At 34.1% G+C, this 4416-nt stretch carries 5 protein-coding genes; 2 read left to right on the forward strand and 3 right to left on the reverse strand.

The annotated features are described in order from the left end of the window. The first annotated feature begins 265 nt into the window (after positions 1-265). Complete coding sequence (locus H9631_RS21900) at positions 266-766, forward strand: antirestriction protein ArdA (RefSeq protein ID WP_191816542.1); 501 nt, start codon at positions 266-268, stop codon at positions 764-766. Between the two features lie 1029 nt (positions 767-1795). Here the strand turns inward: H9631_RS21900 and def are convergent. Both def and H9631_RS21910 read right to left on the reverse strand, forming a co-directional pair. Beyond that, positions 1796-2371 carry a peptide deformylase gene (gene def / locus H9631_RS21905; protein WP_191816544.1) on the reverse strand — a complete coding sequence of 192 codons (576 nt, stop codon included), beginning with the start codon at positions 2369-2371 and terminating at the stop codon, positions 1796-1798. Beyond that, positions 2364-2555, reverse strand: coding sequence for a helix-turn-helix transcriptional regulator (locus H9631_RS21910; RefSeq protein WP_191816547.1), 192 nt, complete (start codon positions 2553-2555; stop codon positions 2364-2366). Before H9631_RS21910 ends, def begins: the two co-directional genes overlap by 8 nt. A gap of 379 nt (positions 2556-2934) precedes the next feature. Between H9631_RS21910 and H9631_RS21915 the strand changes: the two genes are divergently transcribed. Further along, entirely contained in the window at positions 2935-3651 is a 717-nt protein-coding gene (locus H9631_RS21915) for a ferredoxin reductase domain-containing protein (RefSeq protein WP_191816549.1), read from the forward strand. 437 nt (positions 3652-4088) lie between these two features. On the opposite strand, the gene H9631_RS22950 is transcribed toward H9631_RS21915, so the two are convergent. Continuing rightward, positions 4089-4379, reverse strand: coding sequence for a DUF7010 family protein (locus H9631_RS22950; protein WP_404801766.1), 291 nt, complete (start codon positions 4377-4379; stop codon positions 4089-4091). Between the last annotated feature and the right edge of the window lie 37 nt (positions 4380-4416).

Consider the following 4416-nt stretch of genomic DNA (forward strand, 5'->3'; position numbering starts at 1 on the left):
TCAACTTGAGCAGTGGTTCTCTGGCCTTCCCAACTACATCAAGGCTTATTTGCCAATTTCTCTCTGCGAAAGTTGAGATAGTAATTAAAGATTAAAAAGAAGTAAATCACATAATTAAAATGCGGACCAAATTAAATTTCAAATTCCAGCAGTCTGAAGTCATTGTTTAGGATGAGTCTAAATTGATGCTATTGAAGCAGCCAACTTTAAAAGGTTGGCTGTCTTTTTATTGCTTATTATTCAGGAGAAAGGAAGATAAATTGATATGGACATGCAAGTTTATATCGCTAACCTCGGAAAATATAATGAGGGTGAATTGGTCGGGGATTGGTTTACACCACCAATCGATATGGAAGAAGTCAAAGAACGCATTGGTTTAAATAGTGAGTATGAAGAATATGCCATACATGATTATGAATTGCCATTTGAGATTAGTGAATACACTCCTATCTCTGATATCAATCGACTTTGTGCAATGGTAGAAGAATTGGAAGGTTCACCAATTTATCATGAACTATCTGAAATTCAAGGCTACTGGTTTAATAGTTTAGAAGAATTACTGGAACATCAAGATGATATTATTTGTTATACAGATTGTGAAGATATGGAAGATGTGGCTCGTTATTATGTGGAAGAAACGGGCATGCTTGGGGAAGTACCTACTAATTTACAGAACTATATTGATTATCAAGCACTTGGTAGAGATTTAGAATTAAACGGAAATTTTCTCGTTACGTCACATGGTGTGTTTGAATATGTTGGATAAGTAAATATAAAAATGCAAAAACAGTCTGTGTCAATGCAGGCTGTTTTCTTTTTGAAAGGAGAACCTATGAAAAAATTAAAAAGTTATACACGTATTTGGTCAGTTGAAAAAGTGATTTATGCAATCAATGATTTTCGTTTGCCCTTCCCCGAGTTTAGTCTAATTTTCGAGTGCTTTAGCTTTCGGACTTTGAACAGGACTTCAGCCTGCAATACGACTTTAGTCGTCGACATTTATGTCAAAATCCACCTGCTTTAGCAGGTGGTAGTTTAAGAAAATTAGGGGGGAAAGATGAAGCAAACAAATAAGAGCAAGGATGTTGGGCATTTATGATTTGTTTTTGGCGACAGGCGCAATTTGGATAGGAGCTCAAATGGTAAAGTCAAGTAGTGGAATCTTTGCCGAGGAATACCCTGATAGTTGGGTTATGCCTGGGGTTCTCGCAATTGTCATATTTTGATTGGGAAATATTATAGTGGCGGTGTTTAGTTTTAAAAAAGGATATAAAAGTTCGTGGTATGCATCTGCTATTATGGGAGTAGTTTTCTTTTTTAGCTTGATTTTTCAGCGCATTATTTTAGAGGAATCATATATAGTAACTAATCCATTTTTAGCTTTAAGCGTTATTCAGTTATGTCTGAGTGGATACGTGTTTTTGGGTTATAGAAAAGGTCTCAAATTGTGACTGAAAAAACGGAAGGTTTTCACAAAAACGGTCGCTTTAATTTAATATAATAGGAGTACAGATTAGTGGAAAATATTATGGATGGAAGAAAAAAGCTTTAATTAAGGTTGATGTATAAAAGAAGTGGAGTGGTTGTCTCAACAAGAAACGATAATCATCCTACTTCCCAATTTATCCAGGATATTCAGTCTTATGATGTTTAGCATATTTGTTACCATTAAGTCTTTCCTTTCATAGTGTTCCAATAATTAGCTTTTGACTTTGTTAATGATTAAATTAAAATGAGCTGCGAAACAACAGCTCATCACATATACAACTTTGAATATCAACCTGTTCTGTGCATTTTAGTACAAACTTTTGCAGTTTTCTGGTAGCTTAAAAGGATTTTCTTTATTAATACGATCATAAAACATGATTCCATCTAGGTGATCTATTTCATGTTGAATAACAATAGAGGAATGGCCTTTAAGTTTTAATACTATTTCTTCTCCCTCTAAATTAAACCCTTTCACTTTAATCCGCTCATATCTTGGGACAAACCCTTTTATATCCCGATCAACAGAGAGGCAACCCTCGCCTGGTGGTAAATAAATCATAGAAACTGAATGGCTGATTATTTTTGGATTAATCAGGGTATATTCATGCTCTTTACCTTTCTCATCAGTTAAATAAGTTACGAACATCCGCTTATTCAAGCCAATCTGATTCGCTGATAAGCCAACTCCTGCACGCAATTTATATTTTTTGGATAGATAAGGGTCTTGACTATTTTTCAAGAAATTCATCATACAAGTTAATATTTTCTTATCTTCATCAGATGGAGGTAGCATCACTTCCTGTGTTGGTTGATGTAGAATTTCGTTTCTTTCTCTTACAATATCTTTCATTGTTATCATATAATTTGAATGAAATTTACTCATAAATAAACAATTCATCTACCTTTACTTTTAACGTTTTTGATAGTTTGAAAGCCAGATCCAGTGTAGGGTCATATTTATCATTCTCTATACAATTTATCGTTTGTCTAGCAACTCCACATTCCGTGGCGAGTTGCTCTTGTGTTAGTCCCAGTTTCTTCCGTATTGCTTTAATTTTATTTTTCAACAGTATCACCTATGTCAAAGATATTGGACATTTTCATTATAACAACTTCGACAAATATGTCAATAACTTTGGACATTTTTGAAATGTTTATTGAGTGGTTTTCCACATGATTATTTGACTTTTAAATTTATGAACATCAAATCAGCTATAACATTTTTTACGCAATAATACGATACTCGATTAATTAACATTAAGATTGAGTCTCCGACTTGAAAGTGACGCGATTTTCTCTTCCGAGACAAACCCATTAATTAATAAAAATAGTCTAGGGATGAGGATAATGGCAAAACTCAATTAGATACCATCTAATTGAGAATCATTGTCACTTATTGTATAGTGGATAGTAACGATAATTATATTAAGTAGAGGAGAATAGATAATGAAAATATACTGGACTAAAATAAATAAGATTATTGAAGAAGCGCCTGAGATTAAAACGTACCTGCTAGACTGTCCGGAAGACTTTACATGGGAAGAAGGTTCCCACACTCACTTCGCACTGAAAGGTTTTAATGCAGGAGATAAACCAAATCGCAGCCTGGTTCGCCATATGTCAATCTCCACTTTACCGCATGAAAATTCAATCGGTATCACAACACGCATAAGAGAGCAGTGCTCTGAGTTTAAAACGATTTTAAAAAATCTTGAAGTAGGCGATGAAGTAGCAATATTTAAAACTCATTCGAATGTACCGCTTAAAAGAGGAGACAAAAATGTTTATCTACTGTCAGCAGGTGTTGGCCTAGCCACTTTCAGACCGCTTGTACTTGATTATTTCGAACGTGCTGACAACGTCAATCAAGTTCATTCCCTGAACATCGATTCATCAAAAAATTTCTTATTCACTAATATATTTGAATCTGCACCTGATAAGAAGTTCACAGCACAGTTTGTTGATAACCGAAAAGACTACTATAACGAAGTGAAAAACCTTGCTGCGGACAAAGAAGGACTCTTCTATATTGTCGGCAGTGACGAATTCCTCATGCAGAACATTGAAGTACTGCGTGAACAGTGCATCAAGCCGGAACAGATTATGCTCGACAAACGTGAAGATCAACTGCCTGAATTTTTATCATTTGATTTGTCAGTTTAAATCGAGACAAAATATTTTCTTGGTAAATACTCAAATGTTTCATTAACGGGCGCTTTAACAGAAGAAAGAAGCACTTTTTTATTATTGTGCCTCATTATGGAAATGAGCGTTAAACTGTAGCAATGATTGTACAGTTTCTTTTTTTAGTCCTTTAATTAAGGTTATCTAACTATAATCCAGGAAAACCAAAGGAAGATATATTCCATGTACAGAGCAATTTCAAGAGAATAAGTAAATTACTCTCTGATGACTGAAACTACTGGTTTCAAAAATTAGAACGCGACTTAACAAATCAACTTTATATCTTAGATAAGCATTATGAAGGAGGAGAAGGGAAAAGTTTTCAAGTGGCTGGAAAGAAAATCACTCGGAAATGGAGTGGAGTAATTCCTTTGTTTGTTACGCTTCAAGCAAAAAGCTAGTCTAATTTTTTCAGACTAGCTTTTAATTTCCTTTTTCAGCATTAAAAATAAGATAATTATACCGACTTCTACGATCAGCGGGACAAAAATCATATTTAAATGGAGGAAAATGACACTTATCAAAATGGCTATACAAATAAATATTGAGCTATATCGATAACTTTTTGATTGGTAAAAGAATGAATATGGTAATAAATGTGCACCGTAAATAATCGCATATGCAGGTAAGCACCACATAGGTGCTTTAACTAATAGAAGGATACAAATAATTAACTCAACTTTCGCACCAACAAAATAAGTACTAATCGTTGGCTAGACTGAATCTTGAGCCTATCAATTATGT

This window comes from Bacillus norwichensis (genome assembly GCF_014836955.1).
Classification (GTDB): Bacteria; Bacillota; Bacilli; order Bacillales; family Bacillaceae_C; genus Siminovitchia; species Siminovitchia norwichensis.

Bases quoted from the DNA above. Each gene is read 5' to 3' on its own strand.
- H9631_RS21900 (WP_191816542.1), top strand. From the start codon at position 266: ATGGACATGCAAGTTTATATCGCTAACCTCGGAAAATATAATGAGGGT.
- H9631_RS21915 (WP_191816549.1), top strand. From the start codon at position 2,935: ATGAAAATATACTGGACTAAAATAAATAAGATTATTGAAGAAGCGCCT.
- def (WP_191816544.1), bottom strand. From the start codon at position 2,371: ATGAGTAAATTTCATTCAAATTATATGATAACAATGAAAGATATTGTA.